Genomic DNA, 17,177 nt, shown 5'->3' with positions numbered 1-17,177 from the left:
CCGCCATGCCCCTCGCCCCCATCGGCGACATCGTGAGCCGGTCACCCGCAGGGGTGGGTGCGTTCAACGTGATCCAGCTCGAACACGCCACCGCCATCGTCGCCGGCGCCGAGGCGGCCGGCCTGCCCGTCGTGCTGCAGATCAGCGAGAACTGCGTGCGCTACCACGGCGCGCTCGAACCCATCGCGCTGGCCACGCTCGCCGTCGCCCGCCGCGCCGAGGTGCCGGTCGCCGTCCACCTCGACCACGCCACCGACCGCGCGCTCGTTGAAGAGGCCGTCGGTCTCGGCCTCGTCTCGGTCATGTACGACGCCTCCGCCCTGCCCGACGAGGAGAACGTCGCGAGCACCGCCGAAGTCGCCGCCTGGTGCCACGAGCGCGGCGTGTGGGTGGAGGCCGAGCTGGGCGAGGTCGGGGGCAAGGACGGCGTGCACGCGCCCGGCGCGCGCACCAAACCGCATGAGGCCGTCGACTACGTGGCGCGCACCGGCGTCGACGCGCTCGCCGTGGCCGTCGGCACCTCCCACGCCATGACCACCAAGGACGCGGTGCTCGACCTCGGCCTCATCGCCGAGCTGCGGGCCGCCGTACCGGTACCGCTGGTGCTGCACGGCTCCTCCGGGGTGCCCGACGACGTGCTGCGCGAGGCCGTACGGCGGGGCATGAAGAAGATCAACATCGCCACGCACCTGAACAAGGCGTTCACCGGGGCCGTCCGCGACTACCTCGCCCGCGACGAGCGGGTCGTCGACTCGCGCAAGTACCTCAAGGCCGGCCGCGACGCGGTCGCCCGCGAGGTCACCCACCTCCTCGGCGTCCTCAACCCGTCGTAGCCGGGGTCGTGCGCAGGCGGGCCCCCGACCCTGGCACGCCGCAGCCGGACGGGCCCTCAGCCCTCCGTGGACAGCCCTCCGGCCGGCGCAGGCCCTCCTCGACGGCCAGGTCCGCCGGTCAACCCTGGGCCGCCGCGCGGCGCACCTGCGCCGTACCCACTCCACGGGTACCAGAGGCGCACGGGAAGGGCCTCCAGGACGTGTAGGGGCACGGCGGTGTACAGCCGCCTCAGCGTCTCGGCCATCGCGGCGACGGGCACGTCACCGGCGGGGCATGCCGCGCAACGGCACCCCGTCGAGCCGCGACATCGTCACCACGCCGTCCTCGTACGCGATCGGCTCGGGGGCGAGGCCGGGGGTGTGCTCGGCGCGACGGTCAGCGCCCGCCACTCCCGCTCGGCCGCGCCGGGCTTGGGCTCGACGCAGCGCTTGACGGCCCGGCCGCCCTCGTACGTCAGCGCGTGGGTGTGGGTGAGGTCGGCCATCCGGGCTCAGCGTTCGGTCGCGTCCTGGCGGCGCTGCATCGCCTCCACCGCCTTTTTGGCGTTCACCAGCGAGGCCCCGGTCTCCTTGCGGTAGATCGCGATGGCCTTGACCAGCTTGCCGTCACGCAGCGCCTGGTGGAACTCCGGCGACAGCCGCAGCCCGCCGCTGTCGTCGAGCCTGATGCCGAGGTACTGCTGAAGCGAGGCCACCTGCCGTTCGAGCCGCTTGACCCTGTCTTCGAGCGATTCCGAATCCATGGACAGGCACTCTATCGGCGCCCCGCCCACCCACACGGGCATCAGCCCCCTGACCCCGGCGAATCCACCCTTGGCCCCAGCATGGCATTGAGCCCAACACCACTCCGGGAAGGCGACACGCCGCAAACCACGACGCACAGCGCCCGCCGCACCCCGAAACGGTGTCACCACCGCCAGCGCCCCTCCACCGCCCCCGAAGCTTCCTATCCTCACCCCCCGAAGACCGGTAGGGGCGACGGCGGGACCGCGAACTGAAGACCGGTAGGGGCGACGGCGGGACCGCGAACTACGGCGCCAAGCGCAGCACCTCAGCCCCGAAACGAAAGCACCGCAGGCGGTGAACCTGCGGTGCCACAAGCGAAAGACGCGGGAACCAGCGCGGGGCACCGGGAGGAAACCCCCGGCACCCAGCGTTCCACTCACTCAGCGCCGGACGGACGCGACGCCTCAACCCCGGACGGGCACGACGCCTCAACCCCGGACGGACGCGACGCCTCAGCGCTGGATGGGAGCGACGACGACCTCGACCCGCTGGAACTCCTTGATGTCGGAGTAGCCGGTGGAGGCCATGGTGCGCTTCAGCGCGCCCATGAGGTTCATCGACCCGTCGGCCACACTGGACGGCCCGTGCAGGATCTGCTCCAGCGTGCCCACCGTGCCGAAGTGGACCCGGCGGCCGCGCGGCAGGTCGGGGTGGTGCGCCTCGGAGCCCCAGTGGAAACCGTGCCCGGGCGCCTCGACGGCGCGCGCCAGCGGCGAGCCGACCATGACGGCGTCGGCGCCGCAGGCGATGGCCTTGGCGATGTCGCCGGAGGTGCCCATGCCGCCGTCGGCGATCACGTGGACGTAGCGCCCGCCGGACTCGTCGAGGTAGTCGCGCCGGGCCGCGGCGACGTCGGAGATCGCGGTCGCCATCGGCACGGCCACGCCCAGGACGTTGCGGGTGGTGTGGGAGGCGCCGCCGCCGAAACCGACGAGCACGCCGGCCGCGCCGGTGCGCATCAGGTGCAGCGCGGCGGTGTAGGTGGCGCAGCCGCCCACGATGACCGGCACGTCGAGCTCGTAGATGAACTGCTTGAGGTTGAGCGGCTCGGCCCGCCCGGAGACGTGCTCGGCCGAGACGGTGGTGCCGCGGATGACGAAGATGTCGACGCCCGCGTCGATGACGGCCTTGTGGTACTGGACGGTGCGCTGCGGCGACAGGCGCACGGCGGTGGTCACCCCGGACGAGCGGATCTCCTCGATCCTGCGGCCGATCAGCTCCTCCTGGATGGGCGCGGCGTAGATCTCCTGGAGCCGCTTGGTGGCCGCCTGCTGGTCGAGGGCGGCGCACTCCTCAAGCAGCGGCAGCGGGTCCTCGTAGCGCGTCCAGAGCCCTTCGAGGTCGAGCGGGGCGAGCCCGCCGAGCCGGCCGATCTCGATGGCGGTGGCCGGCGAGACCACGCTGTCCATGGGAGCGACGACCACGGGCAGCTCGAACCGGTAGGCGTCGATCTGCCAGGCGATCGACACCTCCTCCGGGTCGCGGGTGCGCCGCGAGGGCACCAAACCGATCTCGTCGAGCGAGTACGCCCTCCGCCCGGTCTTCCCCCGGCCGATCTCCACCTGCTGAGTCATGAACTTACCTTCTGTGATAGTTCGGAGCTTCCACGGTCATCTGAATGTCGTGGGGGTGGCTCTCCTTGAGGCCCGCCGCGGTGATCGGCATGAGCTCGCAGTCGGTGTGCATCTGCTCGATGGTGCGGCAGCCCGCGTACCACATGCCCTGGCGCAGACCGCCGACGAGCTGGTGGGCGACGGCGGCGACCGGCCCGCGGTAGGGGACCTGCCCCTCGATGCCCTCGGGGATGTACTTGTCCTCGCCTCCGACGTCCGCCTGCGCGTAGCGGTCCTTGCTGAAGGAGGTGCCGCCGCGCTCGCGGTTGCGTACGGCGCCGAGCGACCCCATGCCACGGTACGACTTGAACTGCTTGCCGTTGATGAAGATCAGCTCACCGGGCGATTCCTCGCAGCCGGCGAGGAGCGAGCCGAGCATGACGGTGTCGGCGCCGGCGGCGATGGCCTTGGCGATGTCGCCGGAGTACTGCAGGCCGCCGTCGCCGATGACCGGCACCCCGGCCGGCGCGCACGCCTTGGACGCCTCGTAGATGGCGGTGATCTGGGGCGCGCCGACTCCGGCGACGACGCGGGTGGTGCAGATGGAGCCGGGGCCCACGCCGACCTTGACGGCGTCGGCGCCCGCGTCGACCAGCATCTGCGCGCCGGCCCTGGTGGCGACGTTGCCGCCGATGACGTCGACGCTGCTGTTGGCCTTGATCTTGGCGATCATGTCGCTGAGGCCCTTGGAGTGGCCGTGCGCCACGTCGACGACGATCACGTCGACGCCGGCCTCGATCAGCGCCTTGGCCCGCACCTCGGCGTCGCCGCCGACGCCCACCGCGGCGCCGACCAGCAGCCGGCCGTCGGCGTCCTTGGTGGACAGCGGGTACTGCTCGCTCTTGGTGAAGTCTTTGACGGTGATCAGGCCGCGCAGCCGGCCGTCGGGGTCGACCAGCGGCAGCTTCTCGATCTTGTTGCGCCGCAGCAGCGCGAACGCCTCGTCACGCGAGACCCCGACCGGCGCGGTGACCAGCGGCATCTTCGTCATGACCTCGCGCACGGGCCGCGTCTGGTCGGTCTCGAAGCGCATGTCGCGGTTGGTCACGATGCCGACGAGCGCGCCCGACTCGTCGGTGACGGGCACGCCGGAGATGCGGTACGTCGCGCACAGCCGCTCGACGTCGGCGAGCGTGTCGTCGGGGCTGCACGTCACCGGGTTGGTGACCATGCCGGCCTCGGACCGCTTGACCAGATCGACCTGCTGGGCCTGCTCCTCGACCGACAGGTTGCGGTGCAGGATGCCGATGCCGCCCTGCCGGGCCATGGCGACCGCCATGCGGGCCTCGGTCACGGTGTCCATGGCCGCGGAGATCAGCGGGATCCGCAGCGTGATGTTGCGCGACAGGCGGGCCGTGGTGTCGGCCTCGCCCGGCTGCAGATCTGAATATGCGGGCACCAACAGCACGTCGTCGAAGGTCAGACCCATCTCGGTGAACTTGGACATGCCGCGGCCCCTCCCTGCCTCGCACGCGTGAATGAGCTAAGTCTAGGGCCTGCCTCCAAACGCATCGATGCAGGGAGGCGGCCTGCCCGATCCGTACGGGAACCCTCCGGCGCAGCAGGACGTGGAATGCGAGCACACGTCCGCCGGGACCTCCGGGCGCGAACACCGCGAACACACGGATGCCGGGAGGACGAAGACCCCCACGGCCTTCGTACTCCCGGCATCGGAGAGCGCCCGGCGATGGGACGGTCGGTGAGCCGCCCCGTCGCCGGGCCATCGGCATCCGGGCGAGGCGGCGCTCCGCACCACCGAACCCCCCTCCGCGTCCTGATGGCCGGCGCCGCCGCGCCGTCCCTGAATGCCGACGCTAGGTAAAGCGTGCGTTACAGAGCGACGTTTAGCAATGTGCAAACGTGCAACTGCACGAAGCTGCAACTCCATCGAATCGAGCCGAAACGAGAACGTGAAATGGCGGGACAGGCGCGGATGGCGGAGTTATCCTCGCGGCACGCCCGTGTCCCCCCTACGGAGCCGCCCATAATGCCCGACGAGTCTCCCACTGTGTCCGATCCCTTCGAGACGCTGGGTCTCGACTCGGCCCAGACCGCCCTCTACACCGCGGTGCTGCGCCTGCACAGGGCGACCCGATCGGACCTCGCCCAGGCGTTGGACGGCCCGATCGAGAAGGTCGGCCGCCAGCTCGACGACCTGGTGAAGATGGGGGTCATCGACGAGCGTTCCGGCCAGTACCTGGCCAGACATCCCGCGGCCGCGCTCGGCCGGGTCATCGCCCAGCGCCTCGACCGGCTCGCCGAGGAGAGCCGCAGGATCGACTCCGCGCTCGGCTCGATCCGCAGCCTGATCCAGGACTACGACGCCGGGCGCGACCTTCGCAACGGGCCTTTCACGGCCGAGATGGCGAGCGGCTCGGACGTCCTGTACGAAAGCGTCATGGGCTTCGCGGTGCAGTCACCCTCGCCACCGGCGCCTTTACTGACCGCGATTCCCGACGAGCGCACCATGACCGATTTTGCGCGTAAATTCGCGGATCCTTGGATTGACGCGCAGAAACGAAAACTTCTGACCGTTCGCGCCATCATTCCGGTGTCCACACTCGCCATCCCCGAGGTGCGCGACCAGATCTCCAACGTCATCGAGGCGGGCGGCCAGGCGCGCACGCTCGACCGGGTGCCGAGCTGGTTCATGACCGTGGGCTCGGAGATGGCCGGGCTGCCCGCGTACTGGGGCGGCAACCTCCCCGACCACGCCTACACGTTTTATCTCGTCCGTACCTCCGTCGTCGTGGGCGTGCTGAGCACGCTGTTCGAGGAGCTGTGGGCCCGCGCCCAGCAGCTTCCGTGGGCGCCCAGGACCGACGGCGTCATCCAGGTTCTGCGCCTGGCGGCCCAGGGCCTGTGCGACGAATCCATCGCCCGCCGGCTCGGCGTCTCCGTCAGGACCGTACGCGCCCGATGGTCCGACGCCATGGCCGAGTTGGGCGCCCAATCCCGCTTCCACGCAGGTGTGGAGGCCGCCAGGCGCGGATGGCTGAGCTAATACTCACCGCGCGGGCCGCATCGGTCATATGGTGGGAAGGTGCTGGAAGACGTTCCCCGCGATCCGTTCGCGGACGATCCGAACGACCCATCGGCGGCGATGGGCGCACTCGACGATGCCGAGCCGCTCACGGCCGCCGAACGCGACGAGGCCATCACCGACCTCGCCGACGTCGAGGTCTTCCGTTCCCTGCTCGAACCGCAGGGGGTGCTGGGGCTCGTACTCGACTGCCCGGAGTGCGGCGAGCAGCACTTCTTCGACTGGGAGCTGCTGCGCGGCAACCTGAAGCAGATGATCGAAAAAGGCCAGCCGCAGGTGCACGAGCCGGCCTTCCACCCCGACCCCGCCGACTACGTCAGCTGGGACTACGCCCGAGGCTACGTCGACGGTGTCATCGACACGGAGGAGCGCCGCTGAGCCACGTCATCTCGTAGTGCGGCAAGCAGCCGCACCGCGGGATCACACGGATCGGGCATCTCTCCGCGACCGAGCGCGTCGAGCAGCGCGTCGGTCTCGTCCTCTGGGGTCAAGCCGACTCCAGCTCGGCCATCTGCCGCAGCCTGGCCAGCGCTCGATGCTGGGCGACGCGTACCGCACCCGGTGACATGCCGAGTACATTACCGGTCTCCTCGGCCGAGAGTCCCGACACCACTCGCAGCAGCAGCAACTCCCGCTGATTCTCGGGCAGCCGGGCGAGCAGGCGCCTGGCGTGCTCCACTTCGATGTAACGGACGACCGTCTCCTCGGGCCCCGGACCGTCGTCGGGGCCGTCGGGCAGATCCTGTGTCGGTACGGCCGAACGTACCGAGCTGCGGAGCGCATCTGCCACCTTGTGCGAGGCGATCCCGAACACGAACGACGCGAACGGCCGCCCCATGTCGCGGTATCGCGGCAGCGCGGACAACACGGCGATGCACACCTCTTGGGCGACGTCATCGGCAATGTGATATTGCCCTGAAACCCTGCCCAGCCTGGCGCGGCAATACCGCACCACCATCGGACGCAACTCGCCGAGCAGGGATTCGATCGCGCTGCGATCCCCCTGTACGGCGAGGCTCGTCAGTTCCCTAAGGTCGGAGTCATCCGTCCGTGCCGGAAGTCTCGACGCGAGCCTTACCCCAATTTTGGCGTCGGCGACGCTTCCCTCGCTCACGATAGGCATGATGCCCGTACTGATCCGGCCTGTCGTCATGGCGAATGGCTACGGATTGGTCACATTGAAGCGACGATAACGAGCAGTAATCAGGCGACCACACTAAGCCTTAATGCTGGCATAATATTTCACCTGATAAGCAGGAATGCAAGACATTTGTCATAGCCCCCGACGCTTATCACCCGCTCCTGGTTTACGACCAACAATCCACCTTTCCGCCCATTTTCCCCCATCACCCGATAAGCCCCCACAGCTCCGCCCTCCGCCAGCCCTGCCCTATCACCCCACCCCGCACCCCGACACCCGACGACCGGCACCACCCTCGGATGGCACGCGCCCGCACCCGACGAACCCCACGCCCCACCGCCCCGGCCCAACCCGCACACCACCCCCGGGGCACCCCACACGGCACGCGCGGGAACCGGCGCGGCGAGACGTGCACGCCGGCACACACAGGGGCCGCCGACAGCGAAGCACACACACCGGCACGCGGGGCCGGCGACAGCGAAACGCACGGCGGCACGTACGGGAATCGGCGGCACATGCGGGAATCGGGCAAGGGCCGGCGCACGCGGCGGCACATGCGGGAATCGGCGGGCTGCGCACGCGGCGGCACGTGCGCCCGCTCGGACCACCCACGCCCGCCACCCCCGCAGGGCACGTGCGCCGAACTACCGCACGCCCGCAACTCGCAGGGCACCAGCGCTCGGACCAGAGCACACCCCGCCGAGCCCGCAGGGCACCAGCGCTCGGACCACCGCACGCCCCGCAACTCGCAGGGCACGAGCGCCACATCGGACCACCACCGCACGCCCCGCAACCCCACAGGACACGCACGCCACACACGGGCGACCGCACGGGTAGCTCTCCACACCCCTGACGGGCCAGATGGTCGGCCGCCCCCTAGCGGGCGCCCGTACCCGCACCGCAGAGCATGTTGTCCCGACACCCGCAGCCGCGACCGCCGCCACTCAGGACGCGCCACGTTCTCGGAAGGCTGCATGACCCACCAGACCCCGAGCACCCGGAACCGCAGAACACGCCACTCCCCCACTCGCACACCACGGCGACCCACACCACGTCCAGGCGCACACCACGTCAGCCGCACATCGCGTCAGCTGCCCAACGCATCAGTCACCAAGCGCGTGGTCCATCGGGCTGACCGGAGGGTGTGCGGGAGGCGGCGGCGCTCGGAGGGTGTGCGCGAGGCGGCGGCGTGCGCCGGGTGCCGTTCTCGCCCCGGTGGCGGTCACCGCGGCCGTGTCGGGGGCCGTACCTCCACGTGCGGGAGCCCTATACCGCCATGGACCCCGGGCCGCATGAGCGACCCGCTTCCACGCTCGACCCGGTTCCGCGCTCAGTCGTGGCGAGAGTCGGGGGCCGGCCCGAGGGTCGGGTCGTGAGCCGAGTCGGAGCGTGCGTCATCGGTGGCCGAGCCGGGGTGGGACGCACCGAGCCGGGCCGAGTCGGGGCGGGCGTCAAGTAGTTCCAGGTAGCCCTGGACGGCCTCCCACAGGTGATGCTCGGGGTAGCGGCCCACTCCCCTGTGCGCGCGTCGCCACCGGCGGTCCCAGTACGCTCCATGCACCGCCCTCAGGTGCTCAAGCGCCGTACGCAACTCCGCCTCGACGTCGGCCACCCCACCACCCGCAGCACCGCTCGCCGAGGCCGCCGCGCGTACCTCGTCGAGCCTCCGCTCCGCCAGCGCCGCGAGCACACCCTCCTCGATGCCGTCCAGCGACCAGAAGCGCACCGGTTCCCGGATGTGATGGTTGGCCACCGGATCCTCGCGGGACCGCCAGACGTAGGCGACCCCGCCCTTGTCCAGCTCCAGGAAGTCCACCAGCCAGGCCGTCCCCGGCGGCTGCGTGCCCCACGCCACCTCCTCGGCGGGCAGGTTCAGCACGAACGCCACCTCAAGGCGCTCGACGGGATCGGCCCCGTCCAGCAGGTCGCCGAACACGTACGCCGCGCGCAGGAACGGCTCGTCCGCCCGCACCTTCCGGGTCTGCTCGCACGCCCGCGCCAGCCTCCGCAGCCGCTCCACCGCCCGCTTGTACAACACGCCCCGCCACCTCCTCACACCGGCGCCCCACACCCGAATGGACCGGACCGCCGCCCAGCGTACGTGCCCGCCCTCACCCCCTCACCCCAGCGCCCCGCCCGAGAACCCCGACCCGGGCGCCGACAGTCCGCCCTCCGCAAGGCGCCACATCCCGCGCGCCCCAGAAGACGGGCGCCCACACGTGACACCCCCGGAAACGCCGTACGGCCCGCACCCCGGGCAGGGTGCGGGCCGTACGGTCAGCGAAAGGAGTGAGGAAGGGTCAGTGACCGTGGCCGTGACCGTGGCCCTGGCCGTTGGCCTGCTCCTCCTCCTCGGGCTTGTCCACCACGAGCGCCTCGGTGGTGAGCAGCATGCCCGCGATCGAGGCGGCGTTCTGGACGGCCGAGCGGGTGACCTTGACGGGGTCGATGACGCCCTGGGCGATCAGGTCGCCGTACTCGCCGGTGGCGGCGTTGAGGCCGTGGCCGGGCTGCAGCTCGGCGACCTTGTGGGTCACGACGTAGCCCTCGAGGCCGGCGTTCTCGGCGATCCAGCGGGCGGGCTCGACGAGCGAGCGGCGCACGATGCTGACGCCGGTGGCCTCGTCGCCGGTCAGGCCGAGGTCGTCGAGGTCCTTGGAGGCGTGGATCAGCGCGGAGCCACCGCCGGAGACGATGCCCTCCTCGATGGCGGCGCGGGTCGCGGAGATCGCGTCCTCGAGGCGGTGCTTCTTCTCCTTCAGCTCGACCTCGGTGGCGGCGCCGACGCGCAGCACGCACACACCGCCGGCGAGCTTGGCCAGGCGCTCCTGCAGCTTCTCGCGGTCCCAGTCGGAGTCGGACTGCTCGATGGCAATCTTGATCTCCTTGATGCGGTCCTCGATGGCCTGCGCGTCACCGGCGCCGTCGACGATGGTCGTGGTGTCCTTGGTGACGACGACGCGGCGGGCCGTGCCGAGCACCTCGAGGCCGACGTGCTCCAGCTTGAGGCCGACCTCCTCGCTGACGACCTGGCCGCCGGTGAGGATGGCCATGTCCTGCAGCATCGCCTTGCGGCGGTCGCCGAAGCCCGGGGCCTTGACGGCGACGGAGGTGAAGGTGCCGCGGATCTTGTTGGTGACCAGGACGGCCAGGGCCTCGCCCTCGACGTCCTCGGCGACCACGAGCAGCGGCTTCTTGGTCTGGGCGACCTTCTCCAGCAGCGGCAGGAAGTCCGCGATGGAGGAGATCTTGCCCTGGTGGAGCAGGATGTAGGCGTCCTCGAGGACGGTCTCCATCCGCTCGGGGTCGGTCACCATGTAGGCCGACAGGTAGCCCTTGTCGAACTGCATGCCCTCGGTGAACTCGAGCTCCATGCCCATGGCATTGGACTCTTCGACGGTGAGGACACCGTCCTTGCCCACCTTGTCGAAGGCCTCGGCGATGAGGTTGCCGATCTGCGCGTCCTGGGCGGAGATCGTCGCGACGTTGGCGATCTCGTTCTTGTCGGCGACCTCGCGGGCGCTCGACAGCAGGCGCTCGCTGATCTCCTTGGCGGCCTTGTCGATGCCGCGCTTGAGCGCCAGCGGCGAGGCGCCGGCGGCGACGTTGCGCAGGCCCTCACGGACCATGGCCTGGGCCAGGACGGTCGCGGTGGTGGTGCCGTCACCCGCGATGTCGTTGGTCTTGGTGGCCACTTCCTTGGCGAGCTGGGCGCCGAGGTTCTCGTAGCGCTCCTCCAGCTCGATCTCACGAGCGATGGTCACACCGTCGTTCGTGATCGTCGGCGCACCGAACTTCTTGTCGATGACGACGTTACGGCCCCGCGGGCCGAGCGTTACCTTGACGGCGTCGGCGAGGGCGTTGACGCCGCGCTCGAGCGCGCGGCGGGCGTCCTCGTCGAACTCCAGGATCTTCGCCATTGCTGAGTCCTCTCCTAGCGTCGAAAGCCCCGGCCGCCCTCAAGAGCGCCCGGGGCTCGACACAACCGGCTTACTTCTCGATGATCGCGAGAACGTCGCGGGCGGAGAGCACGAGGTACTCCTCGCCGCCGTACTTGACCTCGGTGCCGCCGTACTTGCTGTAGAGGACGATGTCGCCCTCAGAGACGTCGAGCGGGATCCGCTTCTCGCCGTCCTCGTCCCAGTTGCCGGGGCCCACCGCCAGAACCTTGCCCTCCTGCGGCTTCTCCTTGGCGGTGTCCGGGATGACCAGGCCGGACGCGGTGGTCTGCTCGGCCTCAAGCGGCTGAACCACGATGCGGTCGCCGAGCGGCTTAACGGGAACCTTGGTGGCGGTCGTCACGATCGGACCTCCCCTTCAGATTTCGATGATCTAGAAGAGGCGACCAGCTGGGCCTGCCGTCGCGGGTGTCAGACCTGCCTCGTCGCACGTTGGCACTCTCAAGGGGAGAGTGCCAACAGGAAACATATGCAAGAGGGGCTTGACAGTCAACACGAACGCGTCTGCCGACAGCGATCGGGCCTCGTGGAAAGGCCCTGTGACCTCGTTCAGTGTCCCACGCGCCGGGATGTCCGGCCCCGCCACCGCGCCGCGTCCGCCCGTGCATCCGCCCGTACGTGCGCTGCGCCCGGTGTGTCCTGCTCCGCCGATGCGCCGCGTCCGTTCGTGCATCCGCACGTCCGTGTTCGGCGCCCGGCGTGTCCTGCCTACCCCGCCCGCACGCCTTCTACTCATAAGGCGCCTTCCGCCTTTGGACAGCCTTCCACCTTCACGTAAGTCAGGCGCCCTCGTGCCGGGGAGGGCGCGCGTGGCGATAACGTCGGGTGGCGTGGACCTCGACGCCTTCACCGAGCTGCTGACCCCGCGCGGCCTGCGGGCGCTCGCCGAGGCGGGCGAGCTGGTGGGGGCCGGTCCCGCGGTCGATCCGGTGACCGCGGCCACGACGCTGCGCAAGACGTACGACGCGGCGCTGACCTCCGCCGCGCTCACCCAGGCGGGGCTGCGGCAGCGGGCCAGGGCCAAGTTCGGCGCGGACGCGGATCGCATGTTCTTCACGCCGCACGGCCTCGAACAGGCCACCCGCGCCGAGGTGGCCGAGCACCGCGCACGGCGCCTGCTCGCCCTGCTCGCCTCTGAAGAAGGGCGGGTGATCGACGCCTGCTGCGGCATCGGCGGCGACATGCTCGCCCTGGCCAGGGCGGGGTGCACGGTGACGGCCGTGGACGCCGACCCGCTGACGGCCGCCGTGGCGCGGGCGAACGCGGAGGCGTTCGGGCTGGGCGACCGGGTGACGGTGCGGGTGGGCGACGCGGCCGAGGTGCGGCCCGAGGAGCACGACGTGCTGTTCGCCGATCCGGCGCGGCGCACGGGCAAGGGCAGGACGTTCGACCCCATGGCGTACTCGCCGCCCTGGCCGGTGGTGCTCGATCTGGTCGCGCGCGCCGGTCTCGCCTGTCTCAAGGTCGCTCCCGGCATCCCGTACGAGTTCATCCCCGATGGCGCGCTGGCGGAGTGGGTGTCGTACAAGGGGGAGGTCAAGGAGGCCACGCTGTGGACGGGAGCCGGCGTGACGGCGGGCAGGCGCGCGACGCTGCTGCCCGGAGGTCATGAGCTGGCCGCCACCGGAGTCACGGCCCCGGTGGGCCCGCCCGGCCGTTACCTGTACGAGCCCGACGGCGCCGCCGTGCGCGCGCATCTCGTCGGCGAGGTGGCCGAGCTGGTCGGCGGGCGGCTGCTCGACCCGATGATCGCGTACGTGACGAGCGACGCCGCGGCGGACACCCCATGGGCCGCCAGATACGAAATAGAAGACGTCATCCCGTTCAACCTGAAAAAACTGCGCGCCGCCCTCCGTGAGCGACAAATCGGCAATGTCACCATCAAGAAGCGCGGCTCCGCCGTCGACATTGAACGCCTTCGCGCCGATTTGCGGCTCAGCGGCGACAACGCCATGGTCATCGTCCTGACCAGGATTCTCGACAAACCCTCGGTAATCCTCTGCAAGCCCTCCTCACCTGCCTGAATCTCCAAATTCGGCCATCGAACCGTTTTCCTCGATCTTTCTCCTCGCGTCTGACGGACCTTGATCCAGCGGCTAAGGTAGCCGGGCGGGAGTTCTCCCCCTATTGCGGTTAACCGCGTTCTCGCTCTTTCAGATATGAACCGGACCTACCCGACCACTGCGCGGCAGTCCGTCGGCGAGCGAAGGAGCTTTCGGTGGACCATTCCAACCACACCACCCTTCTCCAATCGGGCGCGTACAACGCCGACGTCGTCCCCAAGAGGATGCGAGACCTGCTCGCGCGTGCCGCACAGGACCACGTCTACGAGCAACGCACCCAGGGCGCGGTGCTCGACGAGATCCGCCAGCGGCTGGAGGGCATGGAATGGCTGCTGCGCGAGGTGCGCGAGCGCGAGCTCGGCGGGCTGAGCGGCTCCCTTGAGGCGGTGAACGGGCGGCTCGACGAGATCGCCGTCAAGCCGCCGATGTGGGCGGAGGGCCTGGCGCAGCACGTCGAGGCCGTACGCGACCACGTGGACGCCGTGGGCGACAGGGTCGGCTCGGTCGACGCCAGGGTCTCCCCCATCACCGACCTGCCCAGCCTGTGGGCCGACCTCGGCACCGTCGGCGAGAGCGTGGACGAGGCGCTCAGCCGGCTGCAGTCGGTGCTCGACACCACCGACGGCATCACCAAGGGCATGGCCGACTTCGCCGCCACGCTGAAGGGGCTCAACGCCAGCATGGAGGCCGCGGCCGGGCGCTTCACCCGGCTCGACCGGTCGATGGCGGAGCTGACCTCCCGTACGGACCGGGTCGAGGTCGCCGTGTCCGACCTGTCGGAGCACCTCACCAACAGGATCGACGACACCGCCCAGCGGCTCGCGGCCCGGCTCGACGAGACCGACAAGCGCCTGACGTCCCGGCTCGACGAGACCGACCAGCGGCTCACCGCCCGGCTCGGCGAGACCGGCCAGCGGGTGAGCACCCGCCTCGACGAGACCGACCAGCGGCTCGCCACGGCCCTGCTGGAGGCCGACGAACGCCTCGTCGCCCGGCTCAAGGAGGCCGACGAGCTGGCCGGGGCCCGCCTGGCGGGCGTCGAGCAGCGCCTGGCCACCCGCCTGGACGAGACCGACCAGCACCTCGCCGTGCAGCTCGGCGAGAGCGAGCAGCGCCTCACCGCCAGGCTCAGCGGCGTGGACGCCAGGCTCGAACACATCGAGGGCCGCCTTTCCGGCCTCGACTCCCGGCTCATCGGCTTCGACGGCCGCCTCGAATCGGCCGACGAGTGCCTGGCCGAGATCGACACCAGGCTCGACGGGCTCGACGGCCGCATCGGCGGCGTGGACCGGCGGCTGTCGTCCATGGACGGCCAGCTCGGCGCGGTCGACAAGCGGCTCGGCACGCTCGACGCCCACCTCGCCCGCCACGACGACCGCTTCGACGCGATCGACGTCCGCATGGACACCCGCTTCGCCTCGCTCGACGAGCGCCTGCAGGCCGGTGAGCAGCGCGCCGCCGAGATCGCGACCCGCAACGAGGGCCGCTTCAACCGCCTGGACAGCCAGGTCGACGCCATCGACGAGCGCCTGGTCGAGGCCGAAGAGCACATCGCCGGCCGCTTCGACGCGCTCGACGGGCAGCTCGGCGGCATCGACAGCCGGTTCCGCGGCATCGACACCCAGCTCAACGGCCTGGCCGCGCGCGCCGAGCAGACGGGCGAGCATCTCGAGTCGGTCGGCGAGCACCTGGAGTCGGTCGACGGCCGCATCGAGGCGGTCGGCCGCCGCGTCGACGAGCTGCCCGCCGCGCTCGACCACGCCGACCAGGTCACGAAGCAGGTCACCGAGCAGGTCACCGAGCAGGTCACCGGGCGGATCGGCGAGCTGATCAAGAGCCACGTGAGCGAGCAGGCGGAGCTGATCAAGGCGCAGGCGGGCGAGCAGGCCGAGCGCCTGGCCACCGCCACGGAGGCGCTCAGCGAGCTGGTGCGCTCGCGCCCCGACGGCGACGAGCTGGCGGGCACGATGTCGGGCGCGGTGTCCGGGGTCGTGCAGCCTGCGGCCGATGAGCTGACCAAGCGGCTGAGCGCGCTGGAGGAGACCATGCTGGCCCTCGCCGAGGCCCTGCTCCGCCCCACCCGCCCCAAGGACTGACCCCGCGGTCCCCGACACCGGCCCCGCCTCCGCCCGCGCGCCACGGGCGGGGCCGGATCTTGTGAGAGCGGGCGTCCCCGACGAGCGCCCGCGCCTCGAACGCGGGCCTTTCTGAGAAGACCCCTCGCCTCGAAGGCGCGCGTCCCCGACAAGCGCCCGTGCCGTGACCGGGACCGGCGGGTCAGACGTGGACGGTCGTGATCGGCAGCGACGAGTCGGCGGGGATCTGCAGCGACGACGGCGTCACACCGGCCGCCACCATGTCGGAGCCCAGCGCGGCGACCATGGCGCCGTTGTCGGTGCACAGCCCGGGCCGGGGCACCCGCAGCCGCACGCCGGCCGCCTCGCACCGCTCCTGGGCGAGCGCCCGCAGCCGCGAGTTGGCCGCGACGCCGCCGCCGATGAGCAGGTCGTGCACGTCGTACTTGCGGCACGCCTGCAGCGCCTTGCGGGTCAGCACATCGACCACCGCCTCCTGGAAGGAGGCGGCCACGTCGGGCACGTGGATGGACTCCCCGGCGGCCTCGCGCGCCTCGATCCAGCGGGCCACGGCCGTCTTGAGCCCGGAGAAGGAGAAGTCGAGCGTGCCGTCGTCGATCTTGCCGCGCGGGAACGCGATGGCGTTGCCCGACCCCTCGCGGGCGGCCTTGTCGATGTGGGGCCCGCCGGGGAACGGCAGCCCCAGCACCCGCGCCACCTTGTCGAACGCCTCGCCGGCCGCGTCGTCGACGGTGGCGCCGAGCGAGATGACCTCTTCGGCGACGTCGGGCACGAGCAGCAGCGACGAGTGGCCGCCGGAGACCAGCAGCGCGACGCAGGGCTTGGGCAGCGGGCCGTGTTCGAGCTGGTCGACGGCGACGTGGGCGGCCAGGTGGTTGACGCCGTAGAGCGGCACGCCGAGCCCGAGCGCGTACGCCTTGGCCGCGGCGACGCCCACCAGCAGCGCACCGGCGAGCCCAGGCCCGGCCGTGACCGCGATGGCGTCGATGTCGGAGAAGGCGAGCCCGGCCTCGGCCAGCGCGGCCTCCACGGTGGGCGTCATGGCCTCCAGATGGGCGCGCGATGCGACCTCGGGGACGACACCGCCGAACCTGGCGTGCTCGTCCATGCTGGATGCGACGGTGTTGGCGAGCAGCGTGTGGCCCCTGACGATGCCGATGCCGGTCTCGTCGCAGGACGTCTCGATGCCCAGGACCACGGGTGCGTCAGTCACCCAGCCGCCTCCTCATCATGATCGCGTCGGTGCCGTCGTCGTAGTAGCGGCGGCGGGTGCCGATCTCCTCGAACCCGAAACGCCGGTACACGCTCTGGGCGGCCGGGTTGTCGGCGCGTACCTCGAGGAAGATCTCCCGGGCGCCCCTGCGGCGCGCCTCGTCGAGCAGCTCGCTCAGCATGGCGCTGCCGATGCCGGAGCGCCGGTGCTTCTCCAGCACCGCGATGGTCTGCACGTCTGCCTGGTCGGCCGCGGCGGCGAGCCCGGCGTAGCCGACGATCTCGTCGTCGACCAGGGCCACGACGTAGTGGCGGGTGCGGGGCATGTCGGCGAGCTCGCCGCGCATCATGCCCTCGCTCCACGCGTCGAGCGGGAACGTGATCCGCTCGATCTCCATGACCGCCGGCAGATCGGCCTCGGTCATCGGCCT

General features: G+C 70.8%; 15 protein-coding genes. 5 read left to right on the top strand and 10 right to left on the bottom strand.

The window, feature by feature from the left end:
* Window positions 1–5: 5 nt before the first annotated feature.
* Window positions 6–833 carry a ketose-bisphosphate aldolase gene (locus tag ACGFIM_RS21255; RefSeq protein ID WP_393202724.1) on the top strand — a complete coding sequence of 276 codons (828 nt, stop codon included), beginning with the start codon at window positions 6–8 and terminating at the stop codon, window positions 831–833.
* Window positions 834–1,144: 311 nt separating this feature from the next.
* On the opposite strand, the gene ACGFIM_RS21250 is transcribed toward ACGFIM_RS21255, so the two are convergent.
* The 4 genes from ACGFIM_RS21250 to guaB all read right to left on the bottom strand — a co-directional run bounded on the left by ACGFIM_RS21250 (window position 1,145) and on the right by guaB (window position 4,679).
* Window positions 1,145–1,318, bottom strand: a complete 174-nt coding sequence (locus ACGFIM_RS21250) for a hypothetical protein (protein ID WP_393202722.1) — start codon at window positions 1,316–1,318, stop codon at window positions 1,145–1,147.
* 6 nt (window positions 1,319–1,324) lie between these two features.
* Window positions 1,325–1,576: a hypothetical protein gene (locus tag ACGFIM_RS21245; RefSeq protein WP_393202720.1), complete on the bottom strand. Its 252-nt coding sequence runs from the start codon at window positions 1,574–1,576 to the stop codon at window positions 1,325–1,327.
* 495 nt (window positions 1,577–2,071) lie between these two features.
* Window positions 2,072–3,181: a GuaB3 family IMP dehydrogenase-related protein gene (locus tag ACGFIM_RS21240; RefSeq protein ID WP_393204158.1), complete on the bottom strand. Its 1,110-nt coding sequence runs from the start codon at window positions 3,179–3,181 to the stop codon at window positions 2,072–2,074.
* 16 nt (window positions 3,182–3,197) lie between these two features.
* A complete protein-coding gene (guaB, locus tag ACGFIM_RS21235) occupies window positions 3,198–4,679 on the bottom strand; it encodes an IMP dehydrogenase (RefSeq protein WP_393202718.1) in 1,482 nt (493 codons plus the stop codon).
* 561 nt (window positions 4,680–5,240) lie between these two features.
* On the opposite strand from guaB, the gene ACGFIM_RS21230 reads away from it, so the two are divergent.
* Both ACGFIM_RS21230 and ACGFIM_RS21225 read left to right on the top strand, forming a co-directional pair.
* A complete protein-coding gene (locus ACGFIM_RS21230; protein WP_393202716.1) occupies window positions 5,241–6,236 on the top strand; it encodes a helix-turn-helix domain-containing protein in 996 nt (331 codons plus the stop codon).
* A gap of 39 nt (window positions 6,237–6,275) precedes the next feature.
* The gene (locus ACGFIM_RS21225) at window positions 6,276–6,653 is read left to right on the top strand and encodes a DUF5319 domain-containing protein (RefSeq protein ID WP_043623573.1); all 378 of its coding nucleotides are present in this window, start codon (window positions 6,276–6,278) and stop codon (window positions 6,651–6,653) included.
* 109 nt (window positions 6,654–6,762) lie between these two features.
* Here the strand turns inward: ACGFIM_RS21225 and ACGFIM_RS21220 are convergent, their stop codons facing one another.
* The 4 genes from ACGFIM_RS21220 to groES form a co-directional block, all read right to left on the bottom strand.
* Window positions 6,763–7,398: a sigma-70 family RNA polymerase sigma factor gene (locus ACGFIM_RS21220; protein WP_132334441.1), complete on the bottom strand. Its 636-nt coding sequence runs from the start codon at window positions 7,396–7,398 to the stop codon at window positions 6,763–6,765.
* A gap of 1,348 nt (window positions 7,399–8,746) precedes the next feature.
* Window positions 8,747–9,454: a hypothetical protein gene (locus ACGFIM_RS21215; RefSeq protein ID WP_393202714.1), complete on the bottom strand. Its 708-nt coding sequence runs from the start codon at window positions 9,452–9,454 to the stop codon at window positions 8,747–8,749.
* Between the two features lie 262 nt (window positions 9,455–9,716).
* Window positions 9,717–11,336, bottom strand: coding sequence for a chaperonin GroEL (gene groL / locus ACGFIM_RS21210; RefSeq protein ID WP_393202712.1), 1,620 nt, complete (start codon window positions 11,334–11,336; stop codon window positions 9,717–9,719).
* Between the two features lie 70 nt (window positions 11,337–11,406).
* Window positions 11,407–11,721: a co-chaperone GroES gene (gene groES / locus ACGFIM_RS21205; RefSeq protein WP_219545199.1), complete on the bottom strand. Its 315-nt coding sequence runs from the start codon at window positions 11,719–11,721 to the stop codon at window positions 11,407–11,409.
* Between the two features lie 484 nt (window positions 11,722–12,205).
* Between groES and ACGFIM_RS21200 the strand changes: the two genes are divergently transcribed.
* Window positions 12,206–13,399 (top strand): methyltransferase domain-containing protein, encoded by a 1,194-nt coding sequence (locus ACGFIM_RS21200; RefSeq protein ID WP_393204155.1) that lies wholly within the window; start codon window positions 12,206–12,208, stop codon window positions 13,397–13,399.
* Between the two features lie 194 nt (window positions 13,400–13,593).
* Window positions 13,594–15,534 carry a hypothetical protein gene (locus tag ACGFIM_RS21195; protein ID WP_393202710.1) on the top strand — a complete coding sequence of 647 codons (1,941 nt, stop codon included), beginning with the start codon at window positions 13,594–13,596 and terminating at the stop codon, window positions 15,532–15,534.
* A 181-nt stretch (window positions 15,535–15,715) separates the two neighbouring features.
* On the opposite strand, the gene tsaD is transcribed toward ACGFIM_RS21195, so the two are convergent.
* Both tsaD and rimI read right to left on the bottom strand, forming a co-directional pair.
* On the bottom strand, window positions 15,716–16,747 hold the full coding sequence (gene tsaD, locus ACGFIM_RS21190; protein ID WP_393202708.1) for a tRNA (adenosine(37)-N6)-threonylcarbamoyltransferase complex transferase subunit TsaD: 1,032 nt from the start codon (window positions 16,745–16,747) through the stop codon (window positions 15,716–15,718).
* The gene (rimI, locus tag ACGFIM_RS21185) at window positions 16,740–17,171 is read right to left on the bottom strand and encodes a ribosomal protein S18-alanine N-acetyltransferase (protein ID WP_364068769.1); all 432 of its coding nucleotides are present in this window, start codon (window positions 17,169–17,171) and stop codon (window positions 16,740–16,742) included. The genes tsaD and rimI overlap by 8 nt, the downstream gene beginning before the upstream one ends.
* Window positions 17,172–17,177: the final 6 nt, after the last annotated feature.

It is taken from the genome of Nonomuraea sp. NPDC049309 (assembly GCF_043196965.1).
GTDB lineage: Bacteria > Actinomycetota > Actinomycetes > Streptosporangiales > Streptosporangiaceae > Nonomuraea > Nonomuraea fastidiosa.
Note: the sequence above shows the minus strand (reverse complement) of the source record. Positions and strands in the feature narration are given on the sequence as shown.